The organism is Nostoc sp. UHCC 0302 (assembly GCF_038096175.1).
Lineage (GTDB): Bacteria > Cyanobacteriota > Cyanobacteriia > Cyanobacteriales > Nostocaceae > UHCC-0302.
The window spans coordinates 3,919,550-3,935,676 of sequence record NZ_CP151099.1; the positions used below are offsets into that span (position 1 = coordinate 3,919,550).

The 16,127-nt window shown below is 41.3% G+C and carries 15 protein-coding genes; 11 read left to right on the forward strand and 4 right to left on the reverse strand.

Features of this window, described 5'->3' with window-relative positions:
• The first annotated feature begins 207 nt into the window (after positions 1-207).
• The 3 genes from WKK05_RS17010 to WKK05_RS17020 all read left to right on the forward strand — a co-directional run bounded on the left by WKK05_RS17010 (position 208) and on the right by WKK05_RS17020 (position 4,793).
• On the forward strand, positions 208-1,176 hold the full coding sequence (locus WKK05_RS17010) for a DUF1822 family protein (RefSeq protein WP_341530766.1): 969 nt from the start codon (positions 208-210) through the stop codon (positions 1,174-1,176).
• A gap of 317 nt (positions 1,177-1,493) precedes the next feature.
• Entirely contained in the window at positions 1,494-3,824 is a 2,331-nt protein-coding gene (locus tag WKK05_RS17015; protein ID WP_341531108.1) for a CHASE2 domain-containing protein, read from the forward strand.
• A gap of 138 nt (positions 3,825-3,962) precedes the next feature.
• Positions 3,963-4,793 carry a DUF928 domain-containing protein gene (locus WKK05_RS17020; protein WP_341530767.1) on the forward strand — a complete coding sequence of 277 codons (831 nt, stop codon included), beginning with the start codon at positions 3,963-3,965 and terminating at the stop codon, positions 4,791-4,793.
• A gap of 218 nt (positions 4,794-5,011) precedes the next feature.
• On the opposite strand, the gene hpsU is transcribed toward WKK05_RS17020, so the two are convergent.
• From hpsU to WKK05_RS17040, 4 genes are all read right to left on the reverse strand, one after another.
• Positions 5,012-5,575, reverse strand: coding sequence for a hormogonium polysaccharide biosynthesis acetyltransferase HpsU (gene hpsU / locus WKK05_RS17025; protein WP_341530768.1), 564 nt, complete (start codon positions 5,573-5,575; stop codon positions 5,012-5,014).
• A 3-nt stretch (positions 5,576-5,578) separates the two neighbouring features.
• Positions 5,579-6,532 carry a glycosyltransferase family 2 protein gene (locus WKK05_RS17030; protein ID WP_341530769.1) on the reverse strand — a complete coding sequence of 318 codons (954 nt, stop codon included), beginning with the start codon at positions 6,530-6,532 and terminating at the stop codon, positions 5,579-5,581.
• A 20-nt stretch (positions 6,533-6,552) separates the two neighbouring features.
• Positions 6,553-7,485, reverse strand: coding sequence for a glycosyltransferase (locus WKK05_RS17035; RefSeq protein WP_341530770.1), 933 nt, complete (start codon positions 7,483-7,485; stop codon positions 6,553-6,555).
• Between the two features lie 193 nt (positions 7,486-7,678).
• Complete coding sequence (locus tag WKK05_RS17040) at positions 7,679-8,497, reverse strand: hypothetical protein (RefSeq protein ID WP_341530771.1); 819 nt, start codon at positions 8,495-8,497, stop codon at positions 7,679-7,681.
• Between the two features lie 216 nt (positions 8,498-8,713).
• Here WKK05_RS17040 and cobU point away from each other — a divergent pair, with 216 nt between their 5' ends.
• From cobU to WKK05_RS17080, 8 genes are all read left to right on the forward strand, one after another.
• A complete protein-coding gene (gene cobU, locus WKK05_RS17045; RefSeq protein ID WP_341530772.1) occupies positions 8,714-9,262 on the forward strand; it encodes a bifunctional adenosylcobinamide kinase/adenosylcobinamide-phosphate guanylyltransferase in 549 nt (182 codons plus the stop codon).
• Between the two features lie 56 nt (positions 9,263-9,318).
• The gene (locus WKK05_RS17050; protein ID WP_341530773.1) at positions 9,319-9,750 is read left to right on the forward strand and encodes a hypothetical protein; all 432 of its coding nucleotides are present in this window, start codon (positions 9,319-9,321) and stop codon (positions 9,748-9,750) included.
• Positions 9,751-10,437: 687 nt separating this feature from the next.
• Positions 10,438-10,638, forward strand: a complete 201-nt coding sequence (locus WKK05_RS17055; protein ID WP_341530774.1) for a hypothetical protein — start codon at positions 10,438-10,440, stop codon at positions 10,636-10,638.
• 226 nt (positions 10,639-10,864) lie between these two features.
• Entirely contained in the window at positions 10,865-11,098 is a 234-nt protein-coding gene (locus tag WKK05_RS17060) for a hypothetical protein (protein ID WP_341530775.1), read from the forward strand.
• Positions 11,099-11,234: 136 nt separating this feature from the next.
• Positions 11,235-11,465 carry a hypothetical protein gene (locus WKK05_RS17065; RefSeq protein ID WP_341530776.1) on the forward strand — a complete coding sequence of 77 codons (231 nt, stop codon included), beginning with the start codon at positions 11,235-11,237 and terminating at the stop codon, positions 11,463-11,465.
• An 83-nt stretch (positions 11,466-11,548) separates the two neighbouring features.
• Positions 11,549-13,696, forward strand: a complete 2,148-nt coding sequence (locus WKK05_RS17070) for a peptidase domain-containing ABC transporter (RefSeq protein ID WP_341530777.1) — start codon at positions 11,549-11,551, stop codon at positions 13,694-13,696.
• Between the two features lie 25 nt (positions 13,697-13,721).
• The gene (locus WKK05_RS17075; protein WP_341530778.1) at positions 13,722-15,134 is read left to right on the forward strand and encodes an HlyD family efflux transporter periplasmic adaptor subunit; all 1,413 of its coding nucleotides are present in this window, start codon (positions 13,722-13,724) and stop codon (positions 15,132-15,134) included.
• Positions 15,135-15,454: 320 nt separating this feature from the next.
• On the forward strand, positions 15,455-16,096 hold the full coding sequence (locus WKK05_RS17080) for a hypothetical protein (RefSeq protein WP_341530779.1): 642 nt from the start codon (positions 15,455-15,457) through the stop codon (positions 16,094-16,096).
• Positions 16,097-16,127: the final 31 nt, after the last annotated feature.

A 16,127-nucleotide genomic window follows, 5' to 3' on the forward strand; every position in this document is an offset into this window, starting at 1 on the left:
TACAGGAGTTAGGAGTTAGGAGACATTGGACAGTGGACAGTAGGCAGGAGTCAGAAAATAGTAATTATTTTCTTAATCTCCCCCTTGTCCTCCTTGTCCCCACTCCCCACTCCCCCAATCTCATAATTAACCTCTGATTTTGTGGCATAAATTGAGTGAATATGAGCGATATGTAGAGAGCAGCATTGATCACTGGGGACTTAACTTATGAACAACACCACCTATGAGCTAGACGATTTCGCCATAACATTGCCGATTTCCCAAACAGCTCGCATAACTTCTCAGCAGTTTGCCAACCAGCAGCCTACTCCCGAAAAGGCAGAGCAAGTCCGGCTGAATACACTAGCTGTATGGGTGGTGAATGACTACTTGCAAATGATGGATATTCCTACTAACCTTCAAGCCAGTGACAGTTGGAACCCCGTCATCCGCCTCTGTGCAAATGTAGCTGACCTAGAGTTGCCCTCAGTTGGTCGTCTGGAGTGTCGGCCTGTGCGTTTGCACCAGGAAATATGTTTCATTCCCCCAGAAACCTGGGAAGAACGAGTGGGTTATGTAGTGATTCAATTCGATGAGTCGCTCCAAGAAGCAAAGCTACTTGGATTTATCCCTAATGTTGCAACTGAACAACTGCCTTTGAATCAACTGCAATCCTTGGAGGCGTTCATTGAACATCTAGGACGACTTCGGGAATCCCCACTGAATCAACTAGTGAATTTGACTCAGTGGGTTGCTGGTATATTTGACACAGGTTGGCAAACTATCGAATCCTTATGGAATATACCAGAGCTTAGACCAGCTTATGCTTTTCGTAGTCCTGAGACGGTAGAAATGAATGCTCCCAATGAGACAGCAGGAATTACCAAACGCGCAAAACTGATTGATTTGGGAATCCAAATTCTCAACCAACCTGTCATGTTAATAGTGGAAATTACTCCTGAAACTGCTCAAGAAACTAGTATTCGTCTCCAGTTACACGCTACTGGAAATCAAATTTACTTGCCATCAGGAGTTTACCTAAGCGTTTTAGATAGTTCCGGAGCAGTTTTTCTGGAAGCTCAAGCTAGAAAATCAGATAACTACATCCAATTGCAGTTCCGTGGTACACCCACAGAGCGGTTTAGCGTTAAAGTAGCATTGGACGATACCAGTATTACAGAATATTTTATGATTTAAAGATACAGGTAATTAGCACTTAAGCAAGCAGATTTTCGGGCTTATTGCTGATTGGTGAGCCGATGCAGTGAGTCTAGTTCAGAAATGAAGGCTTTCTTCTGGAGGAACTGGTGTAAAACTCTCTGGCTATTCCTGTGCTTACCGTATAGTGTCTCTAAAGGAGCTACTGTGTTGGGCATTTGTGCCGTCAAGTGGCTCGCTATGAGAAACTGGCGAAGTAGCAGGATGATTGAGGAATTAAAAATTCAAAATTAAAGATTCAAGGGAAATTTCTTGAATTTGGATTTTGAATTTTGCATTGGAGCAAAGCGACGGTCATGGGTAAGTTAGTGGTTTTGAAATTCGGAGAGGGTAGTTTTGAGCAGGGGTTTGCTGTCACCCTCCAAATAGGCGAAGAATGCGAGCGTCCCTCAACAGAAATCACAGGGAAACTACCTCCATCTCCAGAAATGCCGCTGTTCTATAGTTACTGGCAGTCTAGCTATCGACTGTTAGGCAACCGTTATCGCCTCCACGCTGACCAAGTTCAGGTGACGAATGTCTCAATGGTTCATGACTGCGAAAACACAGCCCACATATTACGGGCGCGTTTCAACACCTGGCTGCGAGCAGAGGAATTTCGCCCCCTTCGAGAAAAATGGCTAGAAAGATTGTCGCCTTCAGAAGAAGTGAGGGTGATTCTGCAAACGGAAAATAATCAATTGCAACTATTACCTTGGCATCTGTGGGACTTGCTAGAACGTTATCCCAAGGCTGAAATTGCTCTTGCTTCACCAACCTACGATCGCGTTCAAAAGATATGCACCCGAAACAACGCAGTAAAAATTTTAGCAATTGTTGGTAATAGTCAGGGAATTGATACCGAGGCTGACAAAGCTTTACTGCAACAGTGTAGTAACGCGGATATTACTTTTATAGTAGAACCACAGCGCCGGGAATTGACTGACCATCTCTGGGGGGAAAACTGGGATATTCTTTTCTTCGCTGGACACAGTTCCAGTCAGAGAAATGGAGAAACCGGACGAATCTACCTGAATCAAACTGATAGCCTCACCATTGGCGAGTTAAAATACGCCCTCAAAAAAGCGATTGAAAATGGTTTACAACTAGCGATTTTCAACTCTTGTGACGGTTTAGGATTAGCGCGAGAACTGGCTGATTTACAAATACCCCAAATGATCGTCATGCGCGAACCCGTCCCCGATCAAGTTGCTCAAGAATTCTTAAAGTATTTTCTCCAAAGCTTTGCGGGTGGAGAGTCTTTATACCAAGCAGTACGACAAGGGCGAGAAAGATTGCAAGGACTTGAGGATCGCTTTCCCTGTGCGACTTGGCTACCAGTGGTTTGCCAAAATCCAGCGCAAGTACCACCCACTTGGGAAGAATTAAGGTGTGCAAAGCCAGAAGAAAATATACCATCAACTGTAACTTTGCCTAGTAGATGGGGATTCAAAGTACCTGTATTATCCAGTCTAGCGATCGCAGCTTTGGTCTGTGGGGTGAGATTTCTGGGAGTGCTGCAAAGTACAGAGATTTCCGCCTTTGATCAGATGATGCGATCGCGCCCAGATGAGGGCATAGATCCCCGCTTACTAGTAGTGACGATTGACGATGATGACCTAGCAATTCAAAGACAAAATGGCGAAGTTTTAAAAGGAACTTCCATCTCTGAAAAATCTCTCAACAAACTACTAGCGAAACTGGAGCCGTATCAACCTCGTGCGATCGGTTTGGATATCTACCGCGATTTTCCAGCAGAAGACAAAAATTTAATCACTCGTCTCAAGCAGAGTCAAAGCTTGGTTGGGGTATGTAAGGGAAGCGATACCACAGTAAATATTAAAGGCAATGAGCCACCACCAGAAATTCCAGAAGAAAATATCGGATTCAGTGACTTTGTTCACGACCCTGATGGGGTTGTACGTCGGCATCTGTTATTTATGAACCAGGAGGCAACATCCTTATGTACTGCTCCTTATGCCCTGAGTCTACAACTAGCTTCCCACTATCTGCAACCTTTAGGAATTCAACCTAAATTTACCCCACAAGGTAATTTACAGCTTGGCAAGACTGTATTTAATAAATTGAAGCCTCGTAGTGGCGGCTATCAAGCCAACATTGATACCAATGGCGGTCAAATCTTACTTAACTACCGTTCCTCAAAGCAGATAGCCGAACAGGTTAAGCTAACAGAATTTTTATCTAGTCCAGTTAACCGCGACGCCGTTAAAGACCGAGTTGTTTTAATTGGTGTGGTGGCAAAGGGTGATTCTCCAGATACTTGGTCTACGCCTTATGGAGCTTTCTTAGACCAGCAAATGCCAGGAGTACTGGTACAAGCGCATATGGTTAGCCAGATTCTTAGTGCGGTTCTAGATGGGCGTCCGTTGCTGCGGGTTTGGTCACTGTGGGTTGAGGTAGTCTGGATTTTAGGCTGGTCTCTCGTCGGGGGAGTGCTGGGTTGGCGACGGCTGTCATTACCTTGGTTGGTATTAGCAGTGGGTATTACCTCTAGCGTGTTGTATTTAATTTGCTTGAGTCTATTGATTTCGGGTGTTTGGGTGCCTTTTGTTCCGTCGGTTTTAGCATTGGTAGTGACAGTTGGTTTGATATCAATTTATGATTCAAAATTAAAAATTCAAACCTAACAAGTAGAATACCTAGGACTTCATTAGCATTTTTTTTAATTCTTTACTTTTAACTTGTTATTTTTATGTGTCTGCGTGGTACTTCAGGGTATTGCTCAATCCAAAAGATTTGCATACTTAACTTAAGGCAAGGTTTTTATGAACTCAATTTCAAAATCAATAAAACTATTATTACTATTAACTCTTTGCTGCACTAGTTTGCTTGATAACCATACCTTAGTACTAGCGAACCCAACGCCAGCAAAACCTAGTCACCCACTTAATAATCGCTCTACTGGTAAAGCAGTACTTGCCCAAGCAGTCACCTATAAGAAACCCCAAGTTCCACCTGGGCCAGGGCCTGGAGGACGTATTCGAGGAGGAGCTAGGCGGACTCTACAAATGTGTCCTCCACTTGTGCAACCTGACCTGACTGCCCTAGTGTCTTTTACCGAAGAATCTGGATCGGTGATCAACGTCTGGGGATTGACAACAGCAGAACGCCCAACTTGGTTTTTCTATATTCCATATACTAAGAAAACTGCTTATCCAGTTCAATTTGTGCTGAAAGAAAATCAAGATCAAGACTCTAGGACAATTTACAAAAAAGCGATCGCCCTACGCGATCAACCTGGAATCATCAGCGTTTCTCTCCCCGCTTCTGCTTCTCCATTAGAAGTAAACAAACAATACCGTTGGTTTTTAACCGTCTCCTGTGACAAGGAAAACAATTCACCCCCGATTTTCGTTGAAGGAGTGATACAACGAGCCAACTTGATTCAGGCAATAGTTCAAGAGCTAGAAAAAGCAGATCCTCTAAAACGGGTAAGTATTTATGCTCAAGAAGGAATATGGTACGAAGCACTGACAACACTAGCAGAACTGCGTCGCCAAAATCCCCAAGATGCTACTTTTCAAGCACAGTGGCGGAATTTGCTTACCAGCATCGGCTTAGGTGATATAGCAGCAGAACCGATTCTTCCAGAATAAACGTTGGGTCAAGGGTCAAGAGTCAAGAATTAGTATTTGTCTCCCCTGCCCCCGGTTACTGAGCTTGTCGAAGTGTCGAAGTATGCCCCTCTGCCCCCCTGTTATACCATTTCACTTTAAGAATGATACAAATACTTTGGTAGGGACACGGGCAATGCCGTGTCCCTACGAGAAATTTAAAATTTATATGTATCAAGATTTTCGTGAATTGGTATTACCTATTTCCTAAGCCTAGAGTACTGGGGACGGCAGGGGGTTCCTAAGCAAACTTGCCCAGAGGGCATATTAGTAAAAACACTACTACGAGCGCCAATCACTGTATTAACCCCGATTTGTACTCCTGGCCCCACGAAACAATCTGCCGCTACCCATGCACCATTCCCAATGGTGATCCTTGCTGTTTTCAAACCAAAGGCAGGGTCTTGAATATCGTGACTACCAGTACACAGATAACTTTTTTGGGAAATTACGCAGTGTTCACCAATATGAATCTCATCTAGGCTGTAGAAAACTACATCATCTCCAATCCAACTGTAATCACCAATGGTAACTTTCCAAGGGTAGGTAAAGCGGGCTGTAGGTCGAACTAATACGCCTTTGCCAATACGAGCGCCAAATAGGCGTAGTAAGGCACAACGCAAAATATTTAGTGGTTGAGGAGTCAGGGGAAAAGCGATCGCTTGTACAAACCACCATAACAAAACATACCAACCTGAACGTCCTCGTTCAAACCAGGATTGGTCATATTTCCGTAAATCTACAAAAGGTTCTTCATTTGTCATTTGTCAAGGGTCAATAGTCAATAGTTGCTCCCCCTCTCCCCTTCTCCCTCTACCCCCCTCTTCTTTAAGGGTATTGGCAGTATTTAAGTGACCACCCCAGTTGCGTAATTCGTAAAGTTTGACCCCAATTTGATATTCATATTGACTTAGCAAACGTGCATATATATATCCAGCTTTGCCATCTAAAAAACCGCGCTGAATAATATAGAACAAAATAAATCGCACAAATGGTTTAAATGGCAAATGTACCCAGACTTTTTTCAAAAAACGCTTGCGCTGTACTGCATCACCAAATAAATTCGCGCCAATAGTCCCGCTGTCGTCTTTACCTGTAAGCAGATTGAAATAAACACGAGCTTCCCAATTGGAATATCGGTTATGCCGTTCTAACCAGTGATAAAGATCGCGGAAGTCCTCGTGGAGCATATCGTTTTTTAGATACCCGACTTTCCCTTGTAAAATCACGTGTTCGTGAACTTCATTATCACCAGTGTTAGGGATATCTTCGGTATTAAGGTTTTCGTAGCGACCTTGTTGATGCTTAAATAATCGTAGATTCCAATCAGGATATTTTCCTCCATGACGAATCCATTTACCTAAGAAAAATACCCGACGATTCAGATAGTATCCTGCATATTCATCATTCTGAATTACTTGCTCAATTTCTTCCCACAATTCGGGGGTGATGCGTTCATCACAATCTACAATTAGTACCCATTCGTTACGGAAAGGTAGATTATCTAAAGACCAATTTTTCTTTTTGGGCCAGTGTCCATTAAAGTTAAATTGTACGACATTTGCACCGTAACTTTTAGCAATTTCAATGCTATTGTCGGTACTTTGAGAATCCACCACAAAAACCTCATCTGCATTTATAAGGCTAGTGAGACAGGCGGGTAAATTGGCTTCTTCGTTTTTTGCCGGAATCAATACGGAAACTGGTATTTTAGATGGCATATAAGTGAAGTTGTGATTTATTATTTCTTATTTGAAGTAAATAGAAGACCTTGAATAGCAGCATTTAAGTAACCAATTTGTCCATAAGCATAGACTAGTTTGTCAAACCGTTCCGCTGGATCGTGAAAGTATTGCAATGACTTATACAAGCCACGCAAAAACCGTTCACTGCCCCGTTGTAATTGAGCGATGCCGGCTTTACCTGCTAGTTGTTCGCGATAGCATTCACTAATTCCTTGCCACCAGCCACGGTTCAAAAACCAAGAACGTTCTAGACGTTCTGGGGCAACATTGTGAGCAACAGTAGCTTCGGGAAGATAAACGACTTGCCAACCGCGCTGTAGGGCAAATTCAGTCATTTGTAGTTCTTCATTAGATAACAGGTTTTTCCCCACTCGCCCAAGCTGAGGATCAAAACCGCCAATCTCTGCAAGAAAACTGCGGCGTATAGAATAATTCAACCCTCTGGGAGTTAACCCAGGTTGCTGAATGTAGATGATGCTGTCGCCTAAGTCGTATGCTCCCAGATTTGCAGCTAATCCAGGTGATAGCCATCGTGGTTGTTGGACTCCTTGGGGCCATAAAAGAGTAACTTTGCCACCTGCGATCGCTAGTTGAGAATTATCTTGGTAGGCAGAATATAAAATTTGTAGCCAGTGGGGACTGGCTACAGCATCGTCATCTAAATAAGCAAGAATATCAGCATTAGCAAATCTCGCCCCAGTGTTGCGGGCAACAGATAAACCAATGGTGGGTTCAAAGACATACTTCAGGCGCGGATCTGGGGATCTTTGTTCTACAACTTCACGGGTGCGATCGCTAGACCCATTGTCTACCACCACAACCTCAAAGTCAGCAGCAAAATCTTGCGCCAAAAGGCTATCAATCGCCGCGCCTAAATAGGTATCTCGATTGTGAGTGCAGATAATGGCAGAGATTTTGGTGTCTGGCATAGGATTGATTGTGGATTTTGTGAATAGTCTGTAGTCAGTTGCTAGTTACTCAGTTGTCAATTATCAGTTATTTTTCTACTGACTACTGAGCCATTAGCTAATGACAACATTCCACGAACGCCTGCTGAGAGTTAATCTATACCAAAAATTACAACTCACCAACCGAGTTTCTTCGGAAATAATCTTTAAAACTTCACGCTTGTTGGATATGGCTGTGTAAAACTACAAGTGTTTGGGCCAGTTGACTCAGACGAGTTTCCAAATGTTGCTTGCGCCCTAATAATTGACGTAACTTTTGGTAACGAGCGATCGCCATGCTGACGGTAGCAACTTGCTCCTGTGGACACGGACGCGACCAGACTTTACCAGAATTATCCACGCCACAGAGGCGGTAGCCAGAATTTTGTGATTGATAGGATACTTTCCCACCAGTTGCGCAAATTTCTTCTACGTAGTCCATGAGACGCTCAACTTCTGCATGGCGTAATGTGGCGGTTCCTCCATGTTCTGTTTCTTGGGGAGTAGATTCTAACCAGCCATTAACAATTGGGCCTTCTAAGTAAATATCCTGAATTTGCTGCAATATTTGTTGTAGTTCTGTTTGCCAATCAGCGACGCTTGCCTGAATCTCTTGCAATAGATTCATCGCCAATCCCGGATTAGCTCCATGACGATGGCTATTTAAGCTCGGAGTTTTTAATTTAGGTAAACTCGGTGTTTTACCATCGCTCTCTTCTGCTTGAAAGGTCTGTACAGACTCATGTTGAGGAAATAAGTTTTGTTCGGGAGGAGAGTTAGTTTCGGTTTCTCCGTTAAAATCAAATTGTCCTTGTGGCTCTAGCTCCTGCTCATCAGATGCTGTCTGAGGATTGCTTGTAAATTCGTTAGCTCCGACGCTAATCCTAAAAGAGAAAGACCGCTTTGTCGAATCATCTGTTTGAGCGGCGGAGGCAGTGCCGCGAGTTCCTAAATCATGTAGAGTTGCCTCAATGCGTTTTAAACCTGCTTTCATAGAGATATCCTGATGTTTGCTGTCCCCAAAGATGTTAAATAATTAAGAATGGGGTTGTTGGGATTTTCGGCTTTTGCCAGCTGTTGCATCAATGATGCTGGTGCTAATTTTATCTCTTAAAAGTTATTTGAAACCAAAAATTTCACCTCTAAAGTGAAAAACTTTGGTGATAAATTGCAACCTTAGCTATATTGTGAAAATTCTCAGGAAATAACTTTGAGTAAAGTCATCTTAGTCACCGGGCCAGCGCGTTCTGGTAAAAGCGAATGGGCAGAAACTCTAGCAATGCAGTCGGGGAAAGGAGTTGTTTATATAGCAACAGCTAATGACAACCCAGATGACAAAGAATGGCACAAACGCATTCAAGAACACCAAAAACGTCGTCCCCATGACTGGATAACGCTCTCTGTACCGATGGAACTGTCTGCTACTCTTGCTGATGCCAAGCCCAATACCTGCCTTTTGGTTGACTCTTTAGGAACTTGGGTAGCTAATCTTTTGGAACAGGATGACCGGATGTGGGAAAATGCTCTTACAGAGTTGTTGGAAACAGCGCAGCTAGTTGCTGCTGATATGATATTTGTGGCGGAGGAAACGGGTTGGGGTGTAGTGCCAGCATACCCTCTGGGGCGGACATTCCGCGATCGCTTAGGTTCTCTTGTGCGTCAATTAGGTTCAATCAGTGAAGCTGTCTATTTAGTCACTGGTGGTCATGTTCTAAATCTCAGCGTTCTTGGTTCACCGTTACCAGTACCAAAATCTTAAGTGAAAATTAACATTTAAAATTCAAAATATCCTAACTAAAATCTAAAATTAAGAGTATGGCAACTAAAGAAGAAGTTAAAAGATATCTTGCCTACTGGTTTCAGTTAGGGAAGAAGATTGTAATAGGCAATGGTCAGGAAAGCTTTTTACCTCAACCAGTGCTAGATGGCGATCGCTATAGTAAAGAATTTGAAGAGTGCTGGCAAAAAATTCTCTCACCAGAATCAGGTGAGTGTTACCTAGAAGGTACGCAAGAAAGCATTGCTGAGTTGCTGACACCTGCATGGGATATGCTGCCTTGCAGCCGTTGTAGTATGCCAGTAGTTGCACGTAATGTCGGTATGCCAGCAGAGTTGTGTCCTTGTAATGATTTACTTAACTGGCCTAATACCGAACTGCCAGCACCACGTAGCCCAATTAACAGCCAAGAGCAATTGATGGCAATTCGCCAACAGCTTGTGAAGAATCTTCCCTCAACAAATAGCTGAAAATCAGTGTACAGAAAGTATTATCACACCTTCTGACTCCATGTTGTAGCCAAATCTTTTAAGATAAGCGATCGTCAATTAGATTTTCCGCAACAAGCTCCGTCTTGCACAACATAATATGGAGTAATGTAAAAACCCGTTGGGTGGTTTTCCCGATTTTAAGGGAGTAGGTGAAACCCTTAGACTATACTGGCTTTTCTTGAATTCTGAATTTTGCTGTATCTGCGTTGCGTTAAGGTACAAAGCCCAACGCTCAAGACGCTTTTAGATGTTGGGTAACGCTTGGCTCTAACGCCACTTCACTCAAGTCAAGGATTGCCTCACTAATTACGTATCTGTTGCTTTTAGTTGATATTAGTAATTGTTGGAACAATCGCCATCTTATTTATTTTTACTTTAACCCTTAATAATTAGTAATTCAGTTAACTTGCATAAATAGCACTTATCAGGTTATAAAATGCATATACAGCTGGATAATATCTGATTGCTGTATGTATTTTTAGGAAATAGTACTGTCATAATTGTGCAATTGAGCTTTCTAAATCTGGTAATTAAGTTTGCATAAAGTGTAAATGACTTACTTAAGTGGTTCCACTTATTGTATTAATTAAGCGAAGAGTTGAGCAGCCAAAACAAGGCAATCAACTAGTAGCTAAGTAAATCAATCTTAAGTAAGGACTAAAAACCATGCAAGCTAACAATACTCTTTTCACCGAAATCACAGCTGAAGAATCTGCTACCGTAAGCGGTGGTGATTATGGCACATTGGTTAACTTTAACCTGAACAAATACTTGTTCGTTTTAGGCGCTGGTGTTGTATTTGGTAACCCTGGATTGACCCCTGCTGAAATCCAATTCGGTTTTGAAAACGCTATTTCCTTAGGTTAATTTCCTGAAACTTAGGTAACTGTTAAACTTTTACCGGGTAATAGTCTGAAAATCTTTGTAATTTCATCTTCCAAATTTTTCAGATATCCCCAGGAATGCTTTAGGAATAAACAAGTAACAACTATCTATTTTCTGAATACTGGGGCATCTTTGGGTGTTCCAGTATTTAGATTCACTACCTGTTTAACCCAGAGCATAATACAAAATTAATTCAAGGAGAACGAGAATGCCAACAACAAAGACAAAACCTCTGTTTATAGAACTAACAGCGGAACAATCTGATATGGTGCGTGGCGGCGCTCCTGTGGCTGTTGTAAATTCTGATGGGACGGTTACTATCAAATACGTTGATGGTGCAAGTGGGTTTGTAACTCTTGATCCTTCTAAACCTTCCTCTCCTAACGTTCCTGGCAGCAACCCTGATCCTCTATTAGGGTTAGGCTTAGGAGCAACACTTTAAAAAGTTACAACAGTGTAGCGCTAAGAGTAAATAGTTAAAAGTTAACACTACTAATTACTCAATAAATCATTGTTTAGTTTATGCTCCTGGGTTGTCAGGCTACTCACAGTTAAACCTATTTAAATACAAGCAAGCAATGGAAGACAAAAGCCCACTTTTTTCAGAACTAAACTCAGAAGAATCTGCTGCCGTCAGCGGAGGGTCTCTTCAGGTTGGTTTTGACCTTAATACTTACTTGTTCATTTTGGGGGCTGGTGTTGTCTTTGGCAACCCTGGACTTACTCCATCTGAAATTCAATTTGCCTGGGAGTCATCATTTGTGTTTGAATCTCAACCACGCTCTCGAAGAAAACGCCGTTCTAAATAGTTTCTATAAACTAAAAAAATATTAACTCAGGGTGGTTTTTTCATCTTGAATAATTAGGTAAAACAAGACAGGCATCTTACCTTATGAAATATCCTCACGTTGAGCAACACAGCGAAGAAGATTGTGGCGCTGCTTGTCTTGCTTCAATTTCTAGATACTATGGACGCACTTTTACCCTAAGTCACATCCGTGAAGCAGTAGGAACTGGGCAACTTGGAACCACATTATTGGGACTAAAGCGAGGAGCAGAAACCCTTGGGTTCAATGCTCGCCCGGTTAGAACTTCACCAGAACTTTTAGACCGGATCAACGAAGCGCCACTACCAGCTATTATTCACTGGAAAGGCCATCACTGGGTAGTTTTATATGGTAGGAAAGGCAACAAATGTGTAATTGCTGATCCCGCTGTAGGCGTTCGTTATCTGTCTAAAAAAGATGTAGTAGAGGGTTGGACAGACTGGTTAATGCTTTTGCTGGAACCAGATCCAACCTTTACTGAGCAAAAGAACGACGAAATAGGTGGATTTTGGCGCTTTTTTAAGCGTGTTTGGACTTTTCGCACCATATTAGCCCAAGCATTGCCCCTAAATCTGCTCTTGGGATTGCTTTCATTAGCTTCCCCTTTCTTGCTACAAATTCTTACTGATGATGTATTAGTTAGGGGTGATACAAAACTTCTTACTACTATGGCGATCGCTGTAGTAGTAATGAATGTGATTTCCAGTAGCCTTTCACTTGTACAGTCTAATTTAATTGCTCACTTTGCACAACGTCTGCAATTAGGGCTAGTACTGGAATTTGGACGGCAAATTTTACGATTACCTCTTTCTTATTACGAAGCCCGTCGCAGTGGAGAAATTGTCAGCCGCCTGCGAGATATCGAGCAGATTAATCAGTTAGTTTCTCAAGTTGTTGTTACTCTACCAAGCAAGTTTTTTATTGCTGTAATTTCTTTTGGCTTGATGGCTTTTTATAGCTGGAAACTTACTGTAGTGGCTCTATTAGTAGCTGTAGTTATGACTATAACTACATTTATTTTTCAGCCTACTTTACAGCAAAAAACCCGCGATCTTTTAGTCACAGAAGCAGAAGCACAAGGTGTTTTAGTAGAAACCTTTAAAGGCGCACTTACCCTCAAAACTACCACCGCCTCACCTCAATTTTGGGATGAATTTCAAAACCGATTTAGTCGTGTTGCTAAATTAACACTAAGCACGATGCAAATTGGCATTATCAATAGTAGTTTTTCTACTTTAGTTTCTGGTGTTGGTAGTGTTGCCCTACTATGGTTTGGCGGAAATTTAGTGATCAATCCTGCTGAAAACCTCAGTATTGGGCAACTTCTGGCTTTTAACTCAATGAATGGTAATTTTGTAGGCTTAATTGGCACTATAATCACTTTTGTAGATGAATTTACTCGTGCTAAAACTGCTACCCAACGCCTTACAGAAGTTATCGACGCTACAGCAGAAAATGAAGGTGATGGTAAAAAGCCTTTTGCTAAAATTCCTGGCGATGCTGATATTACTTGTACAGATGCCAACTTTCATTATGCTGGTCGGCTTGACTTATTAGAAAACTTTTCTTTAACAATTCCTGGCGGTAAAGTTATAGCCATCATTGGTAAATCTGGTTGTGGTAAAAGCACTTTAGCTAAACTGATTGCTGGCTTATATCCACTATCATCAGGTAATATCCGTATTGGCTCTTATAATCTACAAGATTTATCTCTTGATTGTCTGCGTCAACAGGTAGTTCTCGTTCCTCAAGACGCTCATTTTTGGAGTCGAACTATTGTAGAAAACTTCCGCTTAGGAGCGCCTCACGTTTCCTTTGAGCAGATTGTCAAAGCTTGTCAAATTGCTGATGCTGATGATTTTATCAGTAAACTTCCTGATAAATATCAAACTATTTTAGGTGAATTTGGAGCAAATATTTCTGGGGGGCAACGGCAACGGCTGGCAATAGCACGAGCCATTGTCACAGATCCCTCAGTACTAATTTTGGATGAATCTACTGGTGGACTTGATCCAGTGAGTGAAGCACAAGTTTTGGAGCGTTTATTCAAGTACCGTCGTGGTAAAACCACGATTTTGATTACTCACCGTCCCCAGGTAATTAATCGTTGTGACTGGGTTGTGTTGCTAGACCAAGGTAAGCTGAAAATTCAAGGTTCTTTGCAGGAACTGTATTCTCAAACTGGAGAGCATTTGGACTTTTTAAATCCTTAATTATTAACGTTATATTCAGGTAATTATGCTCCACACCCGTAATGAAAAAATCCTCCCCTCAGTACAAAGTGAAGAATTTCTTCCTCCTGTTAGTCGTTGGACATCGTTAGGGGGAATTTTTCTCATGGCGAGCGTTGGTGCTGCAATTAGCCTCTCCTCATGGTTTAAATATAATGTCACGGTGAAAGCTGCTGCGGCTGTACGTCCTACAGGAGAAATTCGGCTAGTGCAACCAAAAGTGGAAGGAACTGTTAAAAGTATTTTGGTTAAAGAAAATCAGCTTGTCAAACATGGAGATATAATTGCTCGCCTTGATGATGAACAACTACAAATCAAAAGAAGCCAACTACAAGACAGTATCCAACAGAGCAGACTACAAATAATTCAAATTGATGCCCAAATCAGAGCTTTAGATAGCCAGATTGTAGCAGAAGAAACTGTAGCACAGAGGACAGTTTCTTCTGCTAAGGCAGATTTAGGACGCAATCAAAGAGAATACCAAGAGAAGCAAGTTAATACTAGCAGTGAATTACTAGCAGCAGAAGCAAGTTTGCAAAAAGCAGGTGCAGACTTGCAAAAATCTCAAGCGGATTTAGACTTTGCAAAGTTAGATCGCGATCGCTATGAGCAACTAACACAAATTGGTGCAATTGGTCGGCGTGAGTATGAGCAGAAAAAATTACTTGTTCAGCAAGCAGAATCCAGTCTTGAAGGTGCAAAAAAAGCTGTTGATATTGAAAAAGCCAAAGTGGAATCAGCTAAAGCTGCTGTTAATCCCACTAGTGCAACGGTAGAGATTGCTCAAGAACGCATTGCTCAAGAAACTGCTAGAGGTGAAGCAACCATCGCTACTTTAAAAAAAGAAAAGCAAGCTTTAATTCAGCGACGGGTTGAAATTCAAAGTCAACTCGGACAATCTCAAAAAGACCTCCAACAAGTTGCAAGTCAACTGCAAGATACTATTTTACGGGCAAGTAGTGACGGTATTATCCTTAAGCTAAATTTGCGGAACCCCGGTCAAGTACTACGTGCTAGCGAGTCTATTGCTGAAATTGCTCCTGATAATGCTCCTCTAGTTATTAAAGCGATCATTCCGACTCAAGAAATTAAACACGTCGCAGTTGGTCAAAAAGTGCAATTGCGGATTGATGCCTGTCCTTATCCTGATTATGGCACTCTCAATGGCATTATTAAAGGTGTTTCTCCAGATGCAATTACACCTCAAAGCAACAATACAGATACATCAACATCAGGTGCTAAAACTAATGCTGCTAGCTACTTTGAAGCAACTATTCAACCCGAAAATATGAAATTTGGAAATGGCGATCGCCAGTGTTATATCCAATCAGGGATGGAGGCGAAAGCAGACATTATTTCTAAAGAAGAGACAGCATTGCAATTTATACTGAGAAAAGCAAGATTAATAACTGATTTGTAAACAGTTAGTATTGTATTATTTAGTTTACAAAAAATACAATATTTTTTTTATTGCTAATAGTAAATACATTCATGAAACGAAAAAAAATAAACATCAAATTAAGTTAGTAATTAATCAGGACAGGTAGTGAATAATTATGGCATATTTTAGTAATTTTTTTACAAACGTCCGTCAGGTTACTAGGTGTAAAGATACCCTAAGCTCCTTAGAATTTCTTTTTAATGGTAGTAAAATAAACAATGTAGAGATAAATTGTGTGTCTGAAATTGTGTGTGCCAATTATACTTTTAGTTGTCTATGTCATAACCTTTAAGAGGTTTATGACATCCTATCACAAGATTCAACAAGCGTTGCAATGGTGGTCTTCTAGGCAGTCTATGAAACTATTTCTAGAAGCTGAGAAAATCCGTGACGGTTTATTACAAGAATCGTTCACAATACGTCGTAGCTTAGATTTGTTGGCAATAGACAATCTGAATTTATCACTCACTAAAACTCAAGAATGCCTAAAGAAAGTTGATAACTTTTATCATTCGTTAGTACAATTGAGCGATCGCTTATTTCCTGCATATATTCAAGATAGCTTGCCTTTGGCTATAGAATTCTCATTAGAACAGTGGATAGCATCAAATTCCCACTTAGATTTTCATATTGATATGCCAATCTATTGGCGATATGAATCTGCTGATCGTAGTTTGATAGTTTTAAGAGCTTTAGAAGAGTTATTGGCAATCACTTTGCCAGAAGTTTTGATACCAACATCAGTTTTTATCAGTTTAAAACAACAGGAAAACATATCTCAACTAATAGTTAAAATTACATATACTGACCTCTCCACACTTGTTTTTTATTCTAGCTTTACAGAATTAGAGTATCTTTGCGAAAGTTTCCGATTTTTAACTTCCGGAAAATGTTATTTTAGTAGACACAATCTCAGTGTTACTTACTATTTTTCTTGGTAAACATTACTTCTGCACTTTATGCTTACTTAAA

Coding starts and splice junctions, on each gene's coding strand:
- WKK05_RS17015 (WP_341531108.1), top strand. CDS start 1,494: ATGGGTAAGTTAGTGGTTTTGAAATTCGGAGAGGGTAGTTTTGAGCAG.
- WKK05_RS17055 (WP_341530774.1), top strand. CDS start 10,438: ATGCAAGCTAACAATACTCTTTTCACCGAAATCACAGCTGAAGAATCT.
- WKK05_RS17035 (WP_341530770.1), bottom strand. CDS start 7,485: ATGCCAGACACCAAAATCTCTGCCATTATCTGCACTCACAATCGAGAT.
- WKK05_RS17060 (WP_341530775.1), top strand. CDS start 10,865: ATGCCAACAACAAAGACAAAACCTCTGTTTATAGAACTAACAGCGGAA.
- WKK05_RS17030 (WP_341530769.1), bottom strand. CDS start 6,532: ATGCCATCTAAAATACCAGTTTCCGTATTGATTCCGGCAAAAAACGAA.
- hpsU (WP_341530768.1), bottom strand. CDS start 5,575: ATGACAAATGAAGAACCTTTTGTAGATTTACGGAAATATGACCAATCC.
- WKK05_RS17065 (WP_341530776.1), top strand. CDS start 11,235: ATGGAAGACAAAAGCCCACTTTTTTCAGAACTAAACTCAGAAGAATCT.
- WKK05_RS17040 (WP_341530771.1), bottom strand. CDS start 8,497: ATGAAAGCAGGTTTAAAACGCATTGAGGCAACTCTACATGATTTAGGA.
- WKK05_RS17075 (WP_341530778.1), top strand. CDS start 13,722: ATGCTCCACACCCGTAATGAAAAAATCCTCCCCTCAGTACAAAGTGAA.
- WKK05_RS17080 (WP_341530779.1), top strand. CDS start 15,455: ATGACATCCTATCACAAGATTCAACAAGCGTTGCAATGGTGGTCTTCT.
- WKK05_RS17020 (WP_341530767.1), top strand. CDS start 3,963: ATGAACTCAATTTCAAAATCAATAAAACTATTATTACTATTAACTCTT.
- WKK05_RS17010 (WP_341530766.1), top strand. CDS start 208: ATGAACAACACCACCTATGAGCTAGACGATTTCGCCATAACATTGCCG.
- WKK05_RS17070 (WP_341530777.1), top strand. CDS start 11,549: ATGAAATATCCTCACGTTGAGCAACACAGCGAAGAAGATTGTGGCGCT.
- WKK05_RS17050 (WP_341530773.1), top strand. CDS start 9,319: ATGGCAACTAAAGAAGAAGTTAAAAGATATCTTGCCTACTGGTTTCAG.